This window comes from Candidatus Hydrogenedentota bacterium (assembly GCA_019637335.1).
Classification (GTDB): Bacteria; Hydrogenedentota; Hydrogenedentia; order Hydrogenedentales; family JAEUWI01; genus JAEUWI01.
Genome location: JAHBVV010000001.1, coordinates 151,776 through 172,961 on the forward strand (window position 1 = coordinate 151,776; position 21,186 = coordinate 172,961).

The 21,186-nt window shown below is 64.5% G+C and carries 15 protein-coding genes; 13 read left to right on the plus strand and 2 right to left on the minus strand.

Annotated elements, in window-relative coordinates; all coding sequences use genetic code 11:
* Window position 1 precedes the first annotated feature (1 nt).
* From KF886_00590 to KF886_00640, 11 genes are all read left to right on the plus strand, one after another.
* Window positions 2–1,426 (plus strand): HAMP domain-containing protein, encoded by a 1,425-nt coding sequence (locus KF886_00590; protein MBX3175833.1) that lies wholly within the window; start codon window positions 2–4, stop codon window positions 1,424–1,426.
* Window positions 1,427–1,439: 13 nt separating this feature from the next.
* Window positions 1,440–2,810 carry a sigma-54-dependent Fis family transcriptional regulator gene (locus KF886_00595; protein MBX3175834.1) on the plus strand — a complete coding sequence of 457 codons (1,371 nt, stop codon included), beginning with the start codon at window positions 1,440–1,442 and terminating at the stop codon, window positions 2,808–2,810.
* A 106-nt stretch (window positions 2,811–2,916) separates the two neighbouring features.
* Window positions 2,917–5,439: a sodium/solute symporter gene (locus KF886_00600; GenBank protein ID MBX3175835.1), complete on the plus strand. Its 2,523-nt coding sequence runs from the start codon at window positions 2,917–2,919 to the stop codon at window positions 5,437–5,439.
* Window positions 5,440–5,572: 133 nt separating this feature from the next.
* Window positions 5,573–6,784: a DEAD/DEAH box helicase gene (locus KF886_00605; protein ID MBX3175836.1), complete on the plus strand. Its 1,212-nt coding sequence runs from the start codon at window positions 5,573–5,575 to the stop codon at window positions 6,782–6,784.
* Between the two features lie 270 nt (window positions 6,785–7,054).
* Window positions 7,055–8,053 carry a rod shape-determining protein gene (locus KF886_00610; protein MBX3175837.1) on the plus strand — a complete coding sequence of 333 codons (999 nt, stop codon included), beginning with the start codon at window positions 7,055–7,057 and terminating at the stop codon, window positions 8,051–8,053.
* A gap of 13 nt (window positions 8,054–8,066) precedes the next feature.
* Complete coding sequence (gene mreC / locus KF886_00615) at window positions 8,067–9,008, plus strand: rod shape-determining protein MreC (protein MBX3175838.1); 942 nt, start codon at window positions 8,067–8,069, stop codon at window positions 9,006–9,008.
* A 30-nt stretch (window positions 9,009–9,038) separates the two neighbouring features.
* Entirely contained in the window at window positions 9,039–9,545 is a 507-nt protein-coding gene (gene mreD, locus KF886_00620) for a rod shape-determining protein MreD (protein MBX3175839.1), read from the plus strand.
* Window positions 9,542–11,500, plus strand: coding sequence for a penicillin-binding protein 2 (mrdA, locus tag KF886_00625; protein MBX3175840.1), 1,959 nt, complete (start codon window positions 9,542–9,544; stop codon window positions 11,498–11,500). Before mreD ends, mrdA begins: the two co-directional genes overlap by 4 nt.
* Complete coding sequence (gene rodA / locus KF886_00630; protein MBX3175841.1) at window positions 11,501–12,739, plus strand: rod shape-determining protein RodA; 1,239 nt, start codon at window positions 11,501–11,503, stop codon at window positions 12,737–12,739.
* 38 nt (window positions 12,740–12,777) lie between these two features.
* Window positions 12,778–14,307, plus strand: a complete 1,530-nt coding sequence (locus tag KF886_00635) for an Rne/Rng family ribonuclease (protein MBX3175842.1) — start codon at window positions 12,778–12,780, stop codon at window positions 14,305–14,307.
* A gap of 333 nt (window positions 14,308–14,640) precedes the next feature.
* The gene (locus KF886_00640; GenBank protein MBX3175843.1) at window positions 14,641–15,630 is read left to right on the plus strand and encodes an HD domain-containing protein; all 990 of its coding nucleotides are present in this window, start codon (window positions 14,641–14,643) and stop codon (window positions 15,628–15,630) included.
* Window positions 15,631–15,637: 7 nt separating this feature from the next.
* Here the strand turns inward: KF886_00640 and KF886_00645 are convergent, their stop codons facing one another.
* Window positions 15,638–16,165, minus strand: coding sequence for an RNA methyltransferase (locus KF886_00645; protein ID MBX3175844.1), 528 nt, complete (start codon window positions 16,163–16,165; stop codon window positions 15,638–15,640).
* A 106-nt stretch (window positions 16,166–16,271) separates the two neighbouring features.
* Complete coding sequence (locus KF886_00650) at window positions 16,272–18,224, minus strand: SurA N-terminal domain-containing protein (protein ID MBX3175845.1); 1,953 nt, start codon at window positions 18,222–18,224, stop codon at window positions 16,272–16,274.
* A 293-nt stretch (window positions 18,225–18,517) separates the two neighbouring features.
* On the opposite strand from KF886_00650, the gene KF886_00655 reads away from it, so the two are divergent.
* Together KF886_00655 and KF886_00660 are read left to right on the plus strand one after the other, a co-directional pair.
* Window positions 18,518–19,522 carry an NAD(P)-binding domain-containing protein gene (locus tag KF886_00655; protein ID MBX3175846.1) on the plus strand — a complete coding sequence of 335 codons (1,005 nt, stop codon included), beginning with the start codon at window positions 18,518–18,520 and terminating at the stop codon, window positions 19,520–19,522.
* 33 nt (window positions 19,523–19,555) lie between these two features.
* On the plus strand, window positions 19,556–20,275 hold the full coding sequence (locus tag KF886_00660) for a 2-phosphosulfolactate phosphatase (GenBank protein MBX3175847.1): 720 nt from the start codon (window positions 19,556–19,558) through the stop codon (window positions 20,273–20,275).
* Window positions 20,276–21,186 lie beyond the last annotated feature (911 nt).

Genomic DNA, 21,186 nt, shown 5'->3' on the forward strand with positions numbered 1-21,186 from the left:
CATGCCGGATTCGTCCCCGCACCAGAACGGCAGCGCCCGCTTCGGGCTTTCGCCGGTCAAGTGGCGGCACTCGATGTATTTCCGGGTGATCCTCCTGTGCTGCGTCCTGCTGCTGTGTCTCTTCGCGTCGATTTTCATTATCGTCCGCTACACCATCCGCGAGGCCGTTCGCGAAGTGGAGAGCAAGTCCTACGAAATCGCCGACGAGGTGTACAAGCTGCTCGAAACCTACCCCCTGCTGGAAACCGAGGAAGTCGCGGGCAGGATCATGCAGGACCGCTCCGACGCCTTTGTGAAAATCGAGCCGCTGCACGGCCGCGGCGATATGCCTTCCCGGCGCATCTACCAGGAGTATGGCGAAGACGGCGCCATGCAACGCTTCGCGGTGATACCCCTGGAGCGGCTCGACATGGTGCTGACCGCGCGCTTCACCGCCCAGGCGACCACCGATGTCCTGCGCGCGTTCAAGAATCGCTACATCCTGCTCGTGACGTTCGTGTTTATCGTCACCCTCTGGATCATGGTCTACTACATCCATAAAACCCTCCGCCCGCTTCTCGACCTGTCCGACACCTGCGCCGCCATTACCGAGGGCAACCTCCAGACCGTCCAGATCGCCAGTTCCACCGGCGAGGTGCAGCTCCTCGAACGAAAATTCAACGACATGGTGGAGTCCCTGCGCGAGAAGGAAGTGATGGAGGTGAAGCTACGCCAGGCGCAGCGCCTTTCCGCGCTCGGCAACCTGGCGGCCGGCGTCGCGCACGACGTTCGCAATCCGCTCAACGCGATCAAGCTCCTCTCCAGCCACGCCATCGATTCCATGGGCGGCGGCGATGAATCCCCCGCCGTAAAACCGCTGATGACCATTCGCGACGAGGTGGACCGGCTGGAGGAGATCGTCTCGGGCTTCCTCTCGCTGGCCCGCGAGCGCGAACTCGATCCCCAGCCAAACAGGGTCGATACGCTGCTGGCCGATTGCGTGCGCCTGTTCCGAAAGGACGCCGAGGAGCGCGGCGTCGAGCTGATTGCGGACTTGAAGGCCGGCGACACGTTGCTCATGCTCGACGCGAAGCAGTGGAACCGCGCCATCCTCAACATCCTGCTCAACTCCCTTGAAGCCTGCCCGCGCGGCGGCCACGTGCGCCTCAGTTCCGCCATCCGTGACGGCGCCTGCCGCATCCTGGTGGAGGACGACGGGCCCGGCCTCCCGCGCGAGGCCCTGGAACGCGTTTTTGATCCCTATTACACCACGAAGCCCGGCGGCACGGGCCTCGGCCTGTCGATCACGCGCGGGATTATCGAGGAACACGGCGGCGCCATCGAGATCGTCAGCCAGGAAGGCCGGGGCTGCCGCGTCCGCATCACCGTTCCGCTGGAACAGCGGGTATCCCGGCCAAACAAGGGCGCCGGGGCGCCCGCGCCCTGAAACGAGATCATTCATGGGACAATCAATTCTTATAACCGAAGACGACCGCGTCCAGCGCGAGATCATTCGCGACATTCTCGCGCAGTCCGGGTTCGACGTGACCGCAAGCGACTCCGCAGAGACCACGTTGGGCATCCTCAAGGATCAAACCTTCGAACTGATGGTCACCGATCTGCGCATGCCCGGCATGGACGGCCTGGAGCTCCTGCGCCAGTCCAAGCGCCTGCGGCCGGAGCTGGAGGTCGTCGTCATGACCGCGCACGCCACCATCCGCACCGCCGTGACCGCGATGAAGGAAGGCGCAATCGACTACCTGGAGAAGCCCTTCGACAAGGACGAGCTGCTCCACGTCATCAACCGCGCCCTGGAGCGCGCGAACCTGCAAAAGGAGAACCGGCGCCTCCGCGAGATGGTCGGGCAGACGCTCTCGCTCGGCAACCTGATCGGCGAGAGCCCCGCGATGCAGGCCGTCTTCGAGCGAACCGCGAAGGCCGCCCGCGTCAACAGCACCGTACTCATTCTCGGCGAATCCGGCACGGGCAAGGAGATGATCGCGCGGCACATCCACTTTGAGGGCGCGCGGCAGAAGAAACCCTTTGTGGTCGTCAATTGCGCGGCCATACCCGAGAACCTCGTGGAATCCGAGCTGTTCGGCCATGAGAAGGGCGCCTTTACCGGCGCGGACGCGAGCCGCCCCGGAAAATTTGAGGACGCCAACACCGGAACGCTCTTCCTCGATGAGATCGGCGACATGCACCTGGAATCCCAGGCGAAACTCCTCCGCGTGCTGCAGGACGGCGTCGTCGAGCGCGTCGGCAGCAGCAAAACCCGCCAGGTGGATGTGCGCGTAGTCGCCGCGACCAACCGCGACCTGCGCGAGCGCGTGGATCGCGGCGAATTCCGCGAGGACCTGTATTTCCGCCTCGAGGTGCTCCCGGTCTACCTGCCGCCGCTCCGCGAGCGCATCGAGGATCTGCCGCTCCTGATAAAACACTTCCGCGAAAAGCTCGGCAAGAAGATCGGGATCGACGTCCCGCACGTCTCCCCGGAGGTCGTGGAAGCCTTCCGCCGCTACCGCTGGCCCGGCAATGTCCGCGAGCTCGAGCACACCCTGGAGCAGCTCTTCATTCTGGCCAACGGCGACACCATCACGCTGCGCGACCTGCCGCCCAAGTTCAACGAGGCCCCCGTGGAATCAAGCGAATTCCTGCTGCCCCCGGGCGGGCTCTCGCTGGAGGAGCTGGAGCAGGAGTTGATCCGCCAGGCGCTGGATCGGAGCGGTGGCCGGATCAAGGAGGCGGCGGAATTGCTCGGCCTCACCTACAAGACGCTCCAGTACCGCCTTAAAAAACACGAGATCGACCGGAAATCCGTCGAAAACTGACCGCCCCGCGCGCCCGCGTTGGACTTGCGCACCCGCTATCGGTTCCAATAGGCCCCATTGAACCGATGCCCTGGAGAGAAGCCGTTCAACCGGGAGGAGTGCGCCGGTGCGCCCAGCCAAATCTGTTTTTCGTGCGATTGTTCCACTAATTCTGGCCCTTCCGCTGTCATTCGCGGGCGCGGCCCGCGCCGAACTCGCGTGGACCGACCTCCCCGAGCTGCCCGTGCCCATGTCCGGCCACTTCGTCGGCCAGCACAACGGCGCGCTCATTGTGGCCGGGGGCTCCAACTTCCCCGTCTCCCCGTTTCAGGGCGGCGAAAAGCAATGGCTCGACCGCATCTGGGTGCTGGAGCCCGGCGCCGGGGCGTGGATTGACGCCGGCGCGCTGCCGGAACCGCGCGCGTACGGCGGAACCGTCTCCCTGCCGGACGGCGTGTGGCTGATCGGCGGCACGGACGGCGTCACCTGCTTCGATTCCGTTATCCGGCTTGCCTGGACGGGTGAATTGGTTGCCGTGGAGGCGCTCGAAGGCCCCGCCGGAACGCTGCCCGGACCCGCGGCGTTCAATGGCGCGGCGGTCTCCGGCAGCCACGTCTACGCCGCCGGCGGCCAGGCGGATCCGATGGCCACCGAAGCGATTGGGGCAGTCTGGGCGCTGGATCTTACCGCGCCGGCCGCGGGCTGGGTCGAGATCGCCGCGATGCCGGGCCCGGCGCGCATGCTCCCGGTGGTCGTGGGCCGCGCGGAGGGCCTTTACGTCATCAGCGGCGCCTCGGTCCACGCGCGCGACGATGGAACGGCGGGCCGGACCTTCCTGAGCGACGCCTACCGCTACGATCCGAAACGCGGCTGGCAGACCCTGACATCTCCGCCCAGACCCTTGCTTGCGGCGCCCGCCGTGCCCTGGGGCGCGGCGCACATTTTCGTGGCGAGCGGCGACGACGGGAGCCTATTCGAGCAGACCCCCGCCCTGGGCGACAGCCACCCCGGCTTTCCCGACGCCCTGATGGCCTACCATACCATCACGGATTCCTGGGTCCAGCTCGGATCCGCGCCCGCCGCCTATGTCACCACGCAGGCCGTGGTCTGGAATGGAGGCATGGTGATCCCCGGCGGGGAAGACCGGCCCGGACACCGGGGCGCGCGCGTCATCTCCGGCGTGCCGCTCGGCGTTGAGAAGAAGTTCTCGGCCATCGACTACGGGACCATCGCGATTTATTTCGCGCTGCTCGTGGCCATGGGCGTATATTTTTCCCGCCGCGAGAACAACACCGAGGCCTTCTTCCTGGGCGGCCGCCGCATCCCCTGGTGGGCGGTGGGCATCAGCATCTTTGGCACCTCGCTCAGCTCCATCACCTACCTGGCGATCCCCGCGAACGCCTACGCCGGCGACTGGGTCGGCATGCTGAGCAACCTCGGCATCGTGCTCGTGGCCCCCTTCGTGGTCTACTACTACATCCCCCACTTCCGCAAAGAACCCATTTCCACCGCCTACGAATACCTGGAGCGCCGGTTCAATGTCGCCGTGCGCGTTTACGGCAGCCTGGCCTTCATTCTCTTCCAGCTCGGGCGCATGGCCATCGTCCTGTACCTGCCCGCCATCGCGCTGTCCGCCGCCACGGGGCTGGCCATGTCCCACTGCATCCTGGCCATGGGCGTGCTCGCCACGATCTACACCGTGCTCGGCGGAATCGAGGCCGTCATCTGGACCGATGTCATCCAGGCCGTGGTCCTGCTCTTCGGCGCGCTCCTTGCCCTCTACCTCGTCTCCTCGGGAATCGACGGCGGCCTCGGCGCCGCCATCGGCGCGGCCCGCGACTACGACAAGTTCCACATGTTCAACTGGAGCTGGGACATGACCTCCACCGCCGTTTGGGTCTGTGTCGTCGGCCAGTTCTTCAACATGCTCTACCCCTATACCGCCGATCAGACTATGGTCCAGCGCTACCTGAGCACCGCCAGCCTGCGTGACGCGCGCCGCGCCGTCTGGACCAACGCGGCCTTCACCATTCCGGTTTCCATCATCTTCTTCGGCTTGGGAACCGCACTCTGGGCCTTCTTCAAGACCCACCCGGGCGACCTCGATCCCAACCTGCAGAACGACGCCATTCTCCCCCTCTTCATCATGGCCGAATTCCCCACCGGCCTGAAGGGGATTATTATCGCGGGCGTGTTCGCCGCCGCCATGTCCACGCTGGACAGCAGCATGAACAGCCTGGCCTCCGTGCTCGTGAACGACTACTACCGCCGCTTCAGGCGCGGCGTGACCGAGGCGCAGGCCCTCCGGCTCGGACGCATCCTCACCGTGCTGCTCGGGGCCTTCGGCACCGGCGCCGCGCTCTACCTGGCGACCCACGAGACCCGATCGCTGTTCGACGACTACCTGAAGTTTCTCGGCATGGCCGGCGCCGGCCTCTCGGCCGTCGTCGCGCTCGGCATGCTCACCCGCCGCGCGCACAGCTGGCCCGTACTCGCCGGCGCCCTCGCGGGGACCGGCGTCATGCTCTACGTGGACGCCCACAAAATAACGCACTTTTTTCTCTACCCGGCGGCTGGATTTCTCGTCGCCTTCGCCGCCGGTTACGCCCTGAGCGTGCTGATACCCGCGCCCGCGAAGGACAACGCCTGACGCGGTGGGCGCCCGGGAAACAGCCGCCCGAGCCGCCCCGGGCCCTTCCCGGATCGCCGATGTCCGGTATAGAATTCCACATCGGCCCGCCAGTTTCGCTATACTGTGCGGAAACCCGAGATAGAAAGAACCTATGAAATTCGAGGAATTTGAAGATCTTGATCCGCGCTGTCTGCGCGTATTACAGCAAATGGGCATCGAGACCCCCACACCCGTGCAGGAACAGTCGATTCCCGTGGCGCTGGCGGGACATGATCTAATCGCCACCGCCCAGACCGGAACCGGCAAGACCCTGGCCTTCGCGCTGCCCGCCCTGACCCGGCTCGCCCGGGAAAAGGAGCGCCGCAACCGCATGCTGGTCCTTGTGCCGACGCGCGAGCTCGCCATCCAGGTCGAGACCGTGATGCAGGAGCTCTGCAAGGCCCTGCACCTGCACAGCGCATTGATCTACGGCGGCGTCGGCTTCACGAAGCAGAACGCCGACCTGAAGCGGGGCTCCGATGTCATCGTGGCGACGCCCGGGCGCCTGCTCGATCACATGCACCGCGGCGCGGTGAAGTTTAATGACCTGGAGATCCTCGTGTTCGACGAGGCGGACCGCATGCTGGACATGGGCTTCCTGCCGGACATCAAGCGCATTCTGGCGAAACTGCCCGCCGACCGGCAGACCCTGATGTTCTCCGCCACCTTCGCCCCCGAACTCCAGCGCCTGACCCGCAATATGATGCGGGATCCGCAGCGCATTGAGGTCGGCGCGGTTTCCAAGCCGGTCGACGCCGTGCGGCAGTTGCTGATCCCCGTCCGGCAGGAAGACAAGTCCAAGATACTCATCGAAATCCTCGAAGAAGAGGAGATCGACACCGCCATTATCTTCCTGCGCACCAAGATCCGCACCGAACGCGTGACCAAGCTCCTCCGCAAGCACGGGTACAAAGCCACCGCGATTCACGGCGACCTGTCCCAACAACTGCGCCAGAAATCGTTAGATGGATTCCGGCAGGGCAAGTACAACCTGCTGGTGGCGACGGATGTGGCCGCGCGCGGGCTCGATATCGACGATATCAGCCACGTGATCAATTACGATATCCCGGAAAACGCCGACGATTACGTGCACCGGATTGGGCGCACCGCGCGGGCGACCCGCGAAGGCGACGCGATTACGTTCGCGACGCCCACGGATCACTCTTCGCTGGCCGAAATTGAACAGACTATTGGAAAGAACCTGCCCCGGAAGGAGTACGAGGGCGCGCCCAACGTGCTGACCCTGTGGCATCCGCCGGGATCGAAGCGCCCGGCGCCCCGCGCGGGCGTGCGCCGGGGCCGAAGCCTCATGCGGCGGCGGTAGGGGCCCGCGTATGCGGGCCGGAACCGGGAGGCGCCGGTGCGGGATAGTACTCGCGGTCGAGGGGTGCGCCGCCCGTCCCGGCTGGATTGGATTTATGGGGCGGTTCTGTTATAATGGATACGGTGAGACGTGCCCATTTCTAAGTCCCTTTCTTATATGCGCTTAGGAATGCGGGCGTCTTTGATCTTCGCGACCGCGGCGCCCCCCGGAATGACACGCGCTTGAACGAGAGGGATTGAATTGTTCGGATTTCTCCGCAGGATTCCCGGCCTGTTTTCCCACGACATGGCCATCGACCTGGGCACTGCGAATACCCTGGTCTACGTTAAGGGCCAGGGCATTGTCTTGTGTGAGCCGTCCGTGGTCGCCATCAACACCAAGACCGGTAAACCACGGGCGGTGGGCAACGAAGCCAAGAACATGATCGGGCGCACGCCGGGCAACATCATCGCCATTCGCCCCATGAAAGACGGCGTCATCGCCGATTTCGAGATTACCCAGGAAATGTTGCGGCACTTCATTCAGAAGGTGCACAACCGCAACCGCCTGGTGTGGCCCCGCGTCGCCATCAGCGTGCCCTCCGGCATCACTGAAGTGGAAAAACGCGCCGTAATCGACAGCGCCATGAAGGCCGGCGCGAAAAAGGTCTACATCATTGAAGAGCCCATGGCGGCGGCGATTGGCGCGGGCCTGCCCGTCCACGAGCCCCAGGGCTGCATGGTCGTCGACATCGGCGGCGGAACCACCGAGGTCGCCGTGATCTCCCTCGGCGGCATCGTGTTCGCAAAGTCCGTGCGCGTGGCCGGCGACGATATGGACCAGGCCATCATCCAGCACCTGAAGCGCACCTACAACATGGTCGTGGGCGAGCGCACCGCCGAAGACATCAAAATCGCCATCGGATCCGCGTTCCCCCTGAAAGACGAGTTGGAAATGCAGGTCAAGGGCCGCGACCAGGTCATGGGCCTGCCGAAAATCATTACCATAACCTCCGAAGAGATCCGGGAATCCCTCAGAGAGCCCGTCAGCGCCATGGTGGACGCCGTCCGGGTTACCCTCGAGCGGACTCCGCCCGAGCTCTCCGCCGATATCGTCGATCGCGGCGTGGTGCTCGCCGGCGGCGGCGCCAACCTCCGGGGGCTCGACCAGCTCCTGGCGAAGGAAACCGGGCTGCACGTCACCGTTTCCGAAGACCCGCTCACCGCCGTCGTATTGGGCACGGGCAAGTTCCTCGAAGAGCTGAAGAATTACCCGGACGAGGAGATGTGACGGAGTCGAATTCTTGAATCTCGCCCGAACCATCTCGGCGCACCGCCCCGAAGTCATCCTGGCCGTGCTGAGCGTACTCTCGCTCGCCTCGCTGGCCAGCGGCGCCTCCTCCACCATCATCCACAATGCGCTGACGCGCGCCGTCAGTATTACCGGCTACCCCATTCTTGCCGCGCGCACCGCCGTCGAGGAGGGGATCGCCTACACCTTCGACTTCATCTGGAATTACAACGCGCTCCGGCGCGAAAACGCGAAATTCCGGCAGGTCCAGGCCGAGCTCGAAGTGGCCCGGTCACGCCAGGAGGAACTGGCGGCGGAAAACCGCCGCCTCCGGAGTATGCTCGGATTCGCGCGCTCCGAACCCCGCTACACCCTCATGCCCGCACGCGTGATCGAGAACCTGCGCGGCATGATTACCATCGACCGCGGGCGCGTCCACGGCATCGAGCCCCGCATGGGCGTCATCACCAGCGACGGCGTCGTCGGCATGGTGACCGAAGTCCACGACTTCACCGCCGGCGTGGCCACACTGCACCACCGGGACTGCCACGTCGCCGCCATGGTCTACCGCAACCGCGTCCGCGCCTACGACGGGGTAGTCAAGGCCAACGGAACCGACTATAATTACATCTGCACCATGGACTTCATCGATATGAAGAACGAAGTGCGCAAGGGCGATATCCTCGTGACCAATCCCGAGAGCCTGTTTCCCGCCGGCCTGCCGGTGGGCACGGTCAGCGTTGTCCACGAGACCGGCGGCGCCCTCTGGCGATGGGCCGAGGTGGAGCCCGCCGTAAACCCCTACGTGCTCGACGAAGTGTTCGTGGTCACCCGATACGTGCCCGCCGAACCGTATTTCACGGGCTCCGGACAGCAAGACACCTACCGAACGGCCAGGTCGCTGGCGCCGGCCCTGCCCGATGATCGCAGCATACAGGAACGATTCGCACCATGAGGCCCATCGCCCCGAACAATTCAGGATCCCATGCTCTATAATCTCATGTGGATAGTCACCGTGGTGGTCATGGCCCTGCTGCACACCACTTGGCCCGACTTTCTGACCCTTCAGAACGTCAAGCCGGATCTCTCGCTCATCCTCGTCGTGTATTTCGCGATCGCCGAGGGCGAGGAGCGCGCCATGTTCACCGGCGCCATCGGCGGGATCTACCAGGACGTCGCCAGCAAGGCCGTACTCGGCCACAACGTCCTCTGCCTGGTGATCGCGGGCTACGCCGCCGGCCGCCTCTCCACGCGCCTCGTCACCGCGCACCCCGCCGTGAAGGCCGGCCTCGTCTTCCTCGCGGGCCTCGCCCAGGGCTTCCTCTTCACCTGCATCCGCTACGTCCAGTACCCGGACACCCCGGTGGTTGAATCGCTGCTGGCCGTGGTCGTGCCGGCCTCCTTCTACACCGCCCTCATCACCCCGTTCGTCTTTTTCGCGCTGGACCGCGCATTCGGAAACCGCGCGGCGCAACAGGGGGCCGCGCCATGATCGGCATCCAGAACGAGCCCAGGCGCTACGAAGGCGTCGAGTTCCGTGTCCAGTTCCTGGCCCTCGGCCTCGTGCTCGTCTTCCTGGCGCCCCTCCACAAGCTCTGGCAGCTGCAGGTCGTCAACCAGAGCGAATACCAGGGCAAAGCCGACAGCCAGCGCATCTGGGAAACCACCCTCGAGTCGGATCGCGGCATCATATACGGCAAGGACGACGTCATCCTCGCGGACAACCGCGCGAGCGTCAATGTCGTCTTCGTCCCCGGCGAATGCCCGGAAGTCCGGCGCGAGGAAGTCTGCATTCGGCTCGCGAAAATCCTCGGCCTGAACCCGAACAATGTCCTCGAAAAAGTGAAGAACAACGCCGGAAACCCCTTTGAACAGGTGCTGATAAAGAACGACGTCACCAAGACCGAGCTCTTCCACATCGAGGAAAACAGCTTCGACCTGCCCGGCGTGCTCACCCTCGTGCGCCCACAGCGCCGCTACCTGTACCGGGAAACTGGCGGCCAGCTGCTCGGATACCTGGGCGAAATCAGCCGCAACCAGCTCAACGACCCCTACTGGCGCGATCGGGGCTACCGCCAGGGCGATGTCATCGGCCTGGGCGGGATCGAGTCCTACTACGAGCACCAGTTGCAGGGGCAGGATGGCTTCCTACTGGTCACCAAGTACGCCGCGGGCCGCCCGCAATTGCGCACCGACCGCGGCGGCATGCCCGTACTCGCCAAGCGGGACAGCGCCGGCAACGTCTCCACGATCGAAGGGCAGGGCGCGGACCCGCGCGCGGGCGATCCGCTCCATCTGACCCTGGACATCGACCTCCAGGCCAAGTGCGAGGAACTGCTCGCGGGCGAGGTGGGCGCCATCGTGGTGCTGGACGCCGAAACCGGCGCCGTGCTCGCCATGGCCAGCGTGCCGAGTTACGACCCCAACGTGTTTGTGTCCCACGATCCGACCGGCGAGCGCATGCGCCTGCTGAACCCGCAGGGCAGCCGCAGCCCCAAACCCATGGTCCACCGCGCCTACCGCGAGCAGTACCCGCCAGGCTCGATATACAAAGTGGCGCTGGCCGCCGCCGCCCTGGAGGAGAAGGCCGTAACCCCCGCCACCTCCTACTTCTGCGGCGGGCGCTACCGCGTCCCCAACAGCAGCCGCATCGCGCACTGCTGGAAGCGCTCGGGCCACGGGCGCGTGGCCATGCGCGAGGCCCTGGCCTATTCCTGCGACGTCTACTTCTACCAGGTCGGGCTCGATCTGGGCGTGGACAAAATCGTGGAGTGGTCGCACCGCATGGGCCTGGGCCAAAAGACCGGTATCGACCTCCCGAGCGAAGTGCCGGGCCTTATTCCGGATCGCGAATGGAAAGCGGCGGAGAATATAGACAAGCCCGTGTGGGACCAGCGCTGGTATCCCGGCGACACCGTCAACCTCAGCATCGGCCAGGGCAGCGCGTCGACCACTCCCCTGCAAAACGCCGTCATGATGGCGACGGTCGTCAACGGCGGCCACCTCGTGACCCCGCATCTGAACCGGAACGGCGCCCATCCGCGCGGAGAGCGCATGTTCAGCGAAACGACCCTCGCCCAGGTATGGGGCGGCCTCCGCATGTGCGTGGACAAGGCCCCCCCGAACTACCCGACCGGTACGGGCTGGCGCGCCGGCGTGCCCGGCGTCGCCGTGCTCGGCAAGACGGGGACCGCGCAGATCATGAGCCTGTCCCACCATGAAAAGTATGCGACGGAGGAAGACATCCCCTACCACATGCGGGATCACGCCTGGTTTGTCGCGGGTGTCGTCGATCGGGAACCCAAAGTCGCCATTTGCATTCTCGTGGAGCACGGCCACCACGGGAGCACCGCGGCGTCCGTGCTCGCGAAGCCCCTGATCGAATACATTTACCGCGACCGGCTCGCGCCGGATGTCCAGCTGGCCGGGCGGGAGGATATCCGCTAGATGGCCCGAAGCGCACACGATTACCAGGCCGAAGACGCGATCATGCGCGTGGTGAACGCCCGCAACCTCCTGCGCGTCGATTGGCTGCTGCCCATTCTCGTGCTAAGCCTCGCCGCCATCGGCTGGGTCACCATGTTCAGCGCGAGCGCGAACTCCGAAAATCCCTACTTTGAGAAGCAGGTCGGTTTCTTTTTCGCGGGCGCCGCGCTCGCCGCCGCCATCGTCTGCGTCGACTACCGCATGGTCGTGGCCCTGGCCCCACTCATGTATATCATCGCGCTCCTCCTCCTCGTCGGTGTGCAGGTCGCGGGAACCGAGGTGAACGGCGCGCGGCGCTGGCTCGATTTCGGGCTCTTTCGAATCCAGCCGTCCGAAATCACCAAGATCGTCATGATCTATTTCCTCGCCTGGTATTTCCACGCCCTCGGGCCGCGCATACGGAAGTTGCACTGGTTCGTCCTCTCCTTCATCCTCACCGCGATTCCGATGCTGTTCATCCTCAAGCAGCCGGACCTCGGCACCGCCGCATGCCTCGGCCCCCTCGTCGTCGTCATGCTTTTCGTGGCGGGGTGCCGCCTGTGGCACCTGGGCGTCGTCGTGCTGCTTGGGCTCTCGATTATCCCCCTGGCCTGGTACCAGGTGCGCGATTTCACGCCCAGCGCCAACCAGCGCGAGCAGGACATCCAGGCGGCCATCTACCGGGCCTGGCGCCCGCCCGGCGAGCTGCACTGGCACCAGAAAATGCGTATCTACACGTTCCTGAACCCCGATTTCGCGCCCCGGATCAACAGCTGGCAGGCCTACCAGAGCTTTATCACGGTCGGCAGCGGCGGGCTCTCCGGAAAAGGCTTCATGAACGGCACCCAGACCAAACTCAACTACCTCCCCGAACACCGCACCGACTTCATCTTCTCCCATTACGCGGAGGAGCGGGGCTTCATCGGGGGCGTCGTTATCATTGGCCTCTTTGTGGCCTTTTTGCTTCGCGGGCTCATGTATGCCCGCGATTGTCCCGAAATGATGGGAACCCTGCTGGCGGCCGGCGTGGTCACCGTGCTGGGGTTCCATATATTCTTCAATATTGCCATCACCATCGGACTGATGCCGGTCACCGGCATGCCCCTGCCCTTCCTGAGCTATGGCGGTACCTTCTACCTGAGCACCATGGCTTGCGTCGGCATCCTGCTGAACGTGCCGCTACGGCGGAAAATGTTCCTGGACGAGAGCATGTTCGCCTGACCCGCGGCCCCCGGCGGCGGCGCAGAGAAAGACTTTTTATGCGAGAACTGGTTATCAATGCGGGCTCGCACGAGACCCGTATTGCCGAATTGGAAAACAAGCGCCTGGTCGAACTCCAGGTCGAACGGCACGAAAACCCCAGCATCGTGGGGAACATCTACAAGGGGCGCATCGACTCCGTCGTGCCCGGCATCCAGGCCGCCTTCATCGATATCGGCCAGGAGAAGAACGGCTTCCTGTATGTCTCCGACATCGCGGGCGCCGAAGGCACCGGCGACATGATGCTGGAGGAGGGCAAGCCCCGCGCCCGCACCCGCGCGCGCCGCGCAAAGCAACAGCCCATCGAGACCATGCTCAAGAAGGGCCAGCACATCATGGTGCAGGTGGTCAAGGACCGGCTGGGCAACAAGGGCGCGCGCCTGACCAACTTCATCACCATCCCCGGCCGCTACACCGTACTCATGCCCACGGTGAGCACGCTCGGCGTCTCCCGGAAAATCGGCACCGAGGAGGAGCGCGACCGGCTCAAGAAAGTGCTTCGCCAGATCCGGCCCAAGGGCATGGGCCTCATCACCCGCACCGCCGGCGAGGGCCGCCCCCGGGAGGATTTCCAGGCCGACGCCAAGTACCACTCCAACGTGTGGGAAAATATAAAGACCAAGTACGAGCGCATGAACGGGCCCGGCCTCATCCGCGAAGACCTCAGCCCCATCCTCCGCGCCGTCCGAGACCGATTCACCCACGAATTCGACCGGCTCACCGTCGACGACGAGGAACAGCGCGATCGCATCGTGGCCTTCCTCGACAGCCTGGATCCCGACCTGAAAGGGCGCGTCCGCCTCTACAAGCACCGGCGCCCCCTCTTCGACAAGATGGGAATCGAGGACGAGATCACGAAGGCCCTCCGCCGGCAGGTCTACCTGCCCAGCGGCGGCCACATCTGCATCGACCAGACCGAGGCCCTCATCGCGATCGACGTGAACACCGGCAAGTTCACCGGTAAAAAACAGCTGGAGGACACCGTCTTCCAGACGAATATCGAGGCCGCAAGCGAAATCGCCCGCCAGATGCGCCTGCGCGACATGGGCGGAATCATCGTCATCGATTTCATCGACATGGACCAGATGCGCAACCGGAAAAAGCTGCTCAAGGCCCTGTACGACGCGCTGAAGGCCGATCGCGCCAAGACCACCGTCTCCGAGATAAACGAGCTCGGCATGATCGAGATGACGCGCAAGCGGGTCAAGCACAACCTCGTCAAGGCGCTGTCGCAGCCCTGCCCCTACTGCGAGGGCAGCGGCCAGGTGCGCTCCGTCACCACGATGACCTTCGACACGCTCCGCAAGCTCCAGAGCCTCTTCGTGACGTCCAAGGAAAAGCACATCGTCCTGCAGGTCCACCCGGACGTGGCCCGCAGGCTGCGACAGGAAAACAAGGGCATGCTGGACGAAATCGCGGAGCGCTTCGGGCGCGAGATCAGCGTCGAGTCCGTCTCCGATTTTCATATCCACGACACCAAGGTCCTGCGCGCGCGGAACCGGGACGAAATCACCGCGCACTCCGACTGACCGGGGGCGCCCCGGTGGCGCGGCAAGCGCATTTGATCCCGGCGGTGGAGCATGGGCGAAACCTGGAGTCGAATTGGAATCACAAATCAACGAAAGTGAGCGTGGTGGAGCGCCGGCATCTTTGCCGGCAAGGCCGGAGATTCGCCGCGGGCGAAATGCCAGCGCTCCAACGCGAGCCCTTTCCGGAGTTCTCGGTGGCTTGTATGGCGGCGGGCTCGTATACGAAACGTAAATGCAATTGCACTGGCGCCGCGCGCTGGAAAAGCCGCCGGTGTTGTGGTACAAGTAGGGCTGGTTCAAATCAGCGGAACAGCGAGGAGGAGTGCGGTGGCAATGTCGGATACCGAGCGGGCCCCGGCGCGGCCGGAGAGCAAGGGCTACCTGCCCGTGCTCATCGAATCGATCCGCCTCGACACCGAGCCGCCCTTCGCCCTCTACATCCGCCCCACCGCAAGCCAGGCCTGCGTACTGTACTGCGAGCGGCAGACCCCCTTCACGCGCGACGCGCGGCGCCGTCTCCTCCAGAACCGGATCAGCGAGCTCTACATCTCCGAGGCCGACCGGGCCGCCTACAGCCGCTATATCGCCGAACACCTGGCCGATGTCCTGCGCGACCCGCGCCTCACCGCCCGCGACAAGTCCCACATCCTCTACGACTCGGCCCAGGCCGTCGTGGAGGACGTGTTGCGCGAGCCCGCCCGCCGCGCCAACATCGAGCGCGGAAAAGCCATCGTCAAGCGGACCGTCGCCTTCATGCGATCGCCCGATTTCATGCTGGAACATTTGCTCCGCACCATCTCGTGCGATTACTACCTCTACACCCACAGCATCAACGTTACCGCCTATTCCATCGCCCTGGCCATGCGCTGCGGATTCGTCGACCCCGCCACCCTGCGCGAGATCGCCAATGGCGCACTCCTGCACGACGTGGGGGAGAGCGTGCTCGACAGCGCCATCAAGAACAAGCCCGGCCCCCTCAGCGACGGCGAATGGGCTGAAATGAGACGCCACCCGGAAGAGGGGCTCAAGCTGCTCGAAAAGACCGGGTGCCTGGGCGAGATCGCGCAGGATATCGTCCTCTCGCACCACGAAAAGCTGGACGGATCCGGCTATCCGAACCAGCGGAGCGGCGAGGATATCTCCCCCTTTGTGCGCATCGTGACCATCGCCGACATCTTCGACGCCCTCACAACCGATCGCCACCACCAGAAGCGTATGCGCAGCTTCGAGGCCCTCAAGCTCATGGGCGAGACCATGCGCGATCAGATCGACATGCCGTACTTCCGGAATTTCGTCGGCATGATGGGCCTCTCCAAGGTCTAGCCGCGCGCTACGGAAGCCGCTTCCACTTCCCCAGGATGTCGTACACCACAATCCCGAACGCCGTCGCCACATTGATGCTGTTCTTGTAGCCGTGCATCGGGATCTGGACGGCCCCGTCGCACCGCGCCAGATTCCGCGGATGGATCCCGTTCACTTCATTCCCAAGCACCACCGCGACCGGGCGCGGCCAGTCCACCTCGTGCAGGTCGCGCGCCCCCTCCGCCACTTCCACCGCGAAAACCGGGATCGCCCGCTCGCGGAGCGCCGCGATGCAGTCCTTCGTGCGCTCGTAGTAGGTCCAGGGAACATAGGCGAACGCGCCCAGCGCCGTCTTCTCCAGCTTCGGGTGGGGCGGGTGCGCCGCCATGCCGCAAAGGTGGATATGCGCCACCGCCCCCGCGTCGCCCGTGCGGAAAATGGACCCCACGTTGTACGCGCTCCGGATATTGTCCACCACCACGTGGATCGGGTTGCGTTCGCGCGGCGCCAGCGCGTCGATGGGCGCGCCCGCATAGTGCGGTTCAAGTTCAGCCATGGCGGTGTCCGGTCGCTTTCGTTTCGCCGCGCGCGGCGGCACGCCAATAGAAACGCCGGCAATCCCCGACAGGGGAAAGCCGGCGTGAATCACATTTCCAATCGGATCAGGATTCGCCCTCGGCCGGGGTCTCCGCCGCGGCGTCCGCCCCGGAGCTCTCCGCACCCTCCACCGCCGGTATCTCGATCTCCAGCGGCGTGGCGGCCTCGTCCGGCCGGATGCCCACAACACTGTTGTACACGTTGATGTTGATATCCCACTTAATGCGGTTAAGCTCCCGCTCCCGCAGGAATTCCAGATAATCCTGCAGCATCTGCATCTGGGCCATCTGCGTGCGCTGTTCGCGAAGCCGCTTGCCCTCTTCGTCCCAATTCGCCTTGTCTTCCTCGGTGGGCTCCTGCCGGTTCGTCAGCGCGATCAGGTACGTGCCCCCCAGAAAATCCGTCAGCGGGCCCAGAACCTGGCCCTCCGGTTTGCCCTCGATCGCGGCATAGACATCGGAGGTCTGGAGATAAAGCTGCTCCTGGAACAGGAAGTCCGCCTTGGTAAAGGGGCGCGTTTCCTTTATCTCCGCCGTCGCATCCGGAAACTTCGCCTTCGCCTCATCCAGCGTCGCGGCCTCCACCTTGATGCGCTCCGCGAGCGCCGCCGCTTCCTCGCGGTAGGCTTCCTCATTCTTCTTCTTCTGTCTGACGTCGTCCGCGACCTGGTCCCGCACCTCGGCAAGCTCCGGGATGATCCCCTCCTCGGTGGAAACCAGCTCGGCGACGTACAGCGTGTCCTTGCCGGTCACGACCGGGTAGGTGAGCGCCTCCTCCGATTTCTTGCGGCCCGCCTCCGCCACCACCGCGCTGCGGAATGCCGGCGCGTCCGCCAGCGCGACGCCTTCGATCTCGGGATCGCTGGTGCTGATTCCCGCGGCGCGCCGTACGGCCAGGTTGCCCGCGCCCTCCACCTCGCCAAGCGCGGCCGGCAAGCCCTTCAGCTCCGCCGCCTTCGCCGAGATGGCCTGCGCGAGCTCGATGCGCGCCGTGCGCTCTTCCTCGCTCAGGTCCACCTGCACGTAAATGTGCCGCGCCTTGCGCTCGGTCTGGCCGGTGTCTTCGTTCTCCCGAACGTCCTCCACCTTGTAGATGTAGAACCCGTTCGGCCCGCGCACCGGATCGCTAATCTCCCCGGCGCCCAGTGCAAACAGCGGCTTGCGGTAGTCCAGCTCGACTTCCCGCTCGGCGACCCAGTCCAGATCGCCCCCGTTCTTGGTGATCAGGTCGGAGTGCGCGTCGGCCAGCGCGGCGAAGTCCTCGCCCGCCCGCGCGCGCGAAACGATATCCAGCACTTCCTCGGAAGGTTCCGGCAGCAGCGAAATCGCCACATAATCCGCCGTGTGCTTCGCCGGCTTGCGGTAGGCTTCCTTGTTTTCGTCGTATTCCTGCTGGATCTCCTCGTCCGTCGGCGTCACGGCGGGCTCCACCTTCAGATACTCAATCTGAATCTTCGTGGACCGATCGATCAGCTCCCGCTCGATCTCCCGATCCAGCACGCGGTTCGCCGGGGCCAGCACCGTCGTCATGTATACCTCGCGCGCCACGCCCTCCTGGATGCTCTTGTAGATCGGCGTCCAGTCCCGGCCTTCCTGGGCGCTTACCCACGCGTTATAGCGCGACGGGATGAAATTCCCCGCGTCGTCCTTGAAGCTGGCGTCGTCCCGCAGGCGCTCCTCCACCAACGACCGATCCACACGGAAACCGCGCTTCTGCTCTTCCCGGCGGATCAGCGCGGAAGAGATCATCTCGTCCAGCACATTGCCCGCAACGCCCTGCTCGTGCAGCTCCTTGAAGGTCGGCGATTCGTCGCCCCGCGTCATGCGCTGCCGCGCCGCATCCAGGTTGCGGTAGAACTCCGACGCCATCACCGGTACGCCGCCAACCCGCGCAAGCTCCACGTCGCCCGCGTTAAAGCCCTGATCCCCCCACGGGATGCCGAAGAACAGCATCGGGACGCCAATGGCGAAAAACATGAAAACGAGCAGCGCGCGCTTGTGATCTCGAAAGATATGCACCGAATAGAACCTCCACGATAGGGCGGCCCGCGGCCGCCCGGAAACCCGGCCTGGATAGTGCGGTGGGACCCGCGATAATTGCGCAATGGTAAACCCGCTGAATCTAGCATACGGCGCCCGATCCTTGCAAATAACCCCTTGCTATCGTGGCCCTTAGATGCCCCGGACCGCCCGCCTGTGGTACACTCCCGAATACGTACCCATTACCCTCGAAATCTGGCTGGCGGCGGCGCCCGCGCCCCAAATGCTGCGCGCGCGGGAGCCCCCTCAATCGCCCGCCGGGAGGTCTGCACTTGAAAAAACACGGACTCGGCGAACTGCTCGACATCGCCGTCGTGGGCGCGGGGCCCGCCGCCCTCGTTACCCTCCACGAAGCCCGGGCGAAGGGACTGCGCGCCGTCGCCATCGACAAAGGGCCCGTGTGCGGCGCGCTGCTCAAGCACCCCACCTACATGCGCTGGTTTTCGACCTATGACAAGCTCGAACTCGCCGGTTTTCCCCTCCTGATCGACGAAAAGAACCCCACCCGGCGCGAGTACCTGCGCTATTGCCGCGCCTTTGTCCGGTATTTCGGCCTCGAAATCGTCACCTACCACGAGGTCACGCGGATTTCGGACGCCGGCGGGCATTTCGAGGTGGCCGCACGTGATATGTACGGACGCGAATTCGTCTGGTCGGCCCGGAACGTCGTCTTCGCTACCGGCTTCTACGACAGCCCCCGCCCCCTGGGCGTGCCCGGCGGCGGCCTGCCGAAGGTCTCGCACCGCTTTCAGGAGTCGCACGGCTACGCGGACCACGACGTGCTGATCATCGGCGCCGGATCCTCCGCGGCCGAGGTCGCCCTGGAGCTCTACCGCGACCACGCCCGGGTGACCGTCGTCATGCGCGGCGATCGCTTCCAGACCAAGTACTGGGTCGAGCCGGATATTGAAAACCGCATCAAGGAAGGTTCGATCCGGTGTTACCGCAACAGTGAGGTGCTCGAAATCCGACCGGACGACGTCCTCATACGGCGCGAAAACGGCGACACCGACGCCATCCCCAACGATTTCGTGCTCGCCATGACCGGATACGAGCCCGACACCAGCCTGCTCGAAAGCACCGGCGCCGCCGTGGACCGGGCAACCGGCAAACCCGTGCTGACGCCGGCCCACGAGACCACCGTGCCCGGCATCTATGTCGCCGGGACCCTCTGCGCGGGCTGCGAATCCAACGTCGTATTTGTGGAAAACAGCCGCGAGCACGGACCGGCGATTGTCGGCCACATCCTTGAGCGGCAGGCGGTCGCGGCCCACTAGCGCCCGCGACGCCCAAACCCCCGGAATGTACTCATGAAATGGCACATCATCGAAGGCGAGGCTGGTTGCGCTTTCGCCGTGGAACATAACCTGACCGCGGTCATCGTGGATGCGCTGCGCGCCAGCGCCACGGCCGCCATGCTCTGTGATGCCGGCGCGCGCTCCATTCTCGCCGTGCGCGAGGTGGAAGAGGCCCGGCGCGCGCGGCGGGAAATGCCCGAGGCGCTCCTGTTCGGCGAGCGCGGGGGATTGCCGCCCGAGGGCTTCGACTACGGCAACAGCCCCCGGGACGCCGGCCACGCGAAGGGCCGTGACGTCATCTTCACCACCACCACCGGCGCCGGCCGCCTGATCTCCGCCTGGCAGGCGCACACCGTGCTCATGGGCTCCACCGTGAACGCCTCCGCCACCGCACGCGCCGCCGCCGGCGCCGGCCGCGACGTGGTGCTCATTCCGGCGGGCCTGACGGGAGACCCGAATTTCGACGCCCAGGAAGACCGCTGCGCCGCCGTGGCCATCGCCATGAAGGCCGGGGTCGCCATCGGCGAGGGCCGCGATCTCTTCGAGCACTGGCGCGATCGGATTGACGCCGAAGGCTTCGACGCGCTCTTCGCCGGCGCCCCGCACGCCGCGAAACTCCGCCGGATCGGCCTGGAGGAGGACATCGCCTGGTGCGCCCAGGTTGATGTCACGGCGTCGGTCCCCCGGGCGGCCGCGCGCACGGAGCTGGGCGTGATCCTGAAATGCTCGTGACGGCCCTCCCAGGGCAATCGCATTGAAACCCGATCTCGGTATATGGGCATAAGCTTCAGTCGATTTGGAACCTGGAATCAACGAAAGTGAGCGTCTTGGAGCGCCGGCATCTGTGCCGGCAAGGTCGGGGATTCGACGCAGGCGAAATGCCAGCGCTCCAACACGCGCCCTTTTTGAGGGTGCAGTTTTGATATTACCGATGAATTACGGGCGCTGTGGACCGGGCCTTCAGCCCGCATCACCTGTTGGATCCCTTTGCCTGGGCCGATGGCCCAGGCTGGTTTGATGCAGGCCTTCGGACCCGAATTTCGAAGTATCATTTCTTCTGCGCCGAAGGCGCCCGATCATACCAGCCTGGGCCGCAGGCCCAGGAAAAATGACGACGATTTCGGCCAGGGCTGAAAGCCCGTATCATAACGGGGTTCCTACTGTCGAGGCGCGGTAATACCAGAGCCGCACCCCTCTTTAACATTCAAGGTCGATCAGAGGGCGCCCGGCTCAAGTTGGAAGTTTGAATGCGAGTAACACTTTAGCCGCCTGAAGTTGAATAGCAGTTTAACCACGAATGGACACGAATAGACACGAATAAGCAACGGAGACTCGGTTCATGAAGCCGGCCTTTACCCAGGCCCGCATCCAGGCAGCGAGAAATCTGATTGGCCGCGGAGAACATAGATCAACCCTTTCGCCCAACGAAGGAGTCTTCTCAAGGTTGCGCGCGGATCCGCACAGTTAGATAATACCAATGCATTCGTGTGCATTGGAGTTCATTCGTGGTTAAAAAAACGCGCCGTCACTCAACCACCTACACCATCTGCGAACAAAAATCACCCTATGCGCTCTTTGCGTTCTCTGCGGTTAAAGCTCTTCGCAGTTCTTCTTCGTGCCCCTCGTGATGACCAATTTCTTGG